The 208-nt window shown below is 52.9% G+C and carries 1 protein-coding gene; it reads left to right on the top strand.

Annotated features, from left to right (window positions below):
• The coding region (locus JEM65_RS21435; protein WP_199603771.1) for a hypothetical protein at nt 1-208 on the top strand (208 nt) is incomplete at both ends.

The following is a 208-nucleotide window of genomic DNA, read 5'->3' as shown; positions in this document are numbered from 1 at the left end:
GATCTATGTCTACGTTCAATCCATGCTGGGCCGCTTCAACCGCGTGGAACAAAGGGCTTTCTTGGGTGCCATGGGCATTACGAGTTCCGGACTGTCCATTCTGGTCTCCATGGGACTTTGCTCGCTCATGGGTTTGGATTACGGCCCCATGCATTCCCTCATTCCTTGCCTTCTCTTGGGACTTGGCGTCGACGACATGTTTGTGATT

It is taken from the genome of Gelidibacter salicanalis (assembly GCF_016469035.1).
In the GTDB taxonomy this organism is placed as follows: Bacteria; Bacteroidota; Bacteroidia; order Flavobacteriales; family Flavobacteriaceae; genus Gelidibacter; species Gelidibacter salicanalis_A.
This window is presented reverse-complemented; position numbering and strand designations above follow the sequence as displayed.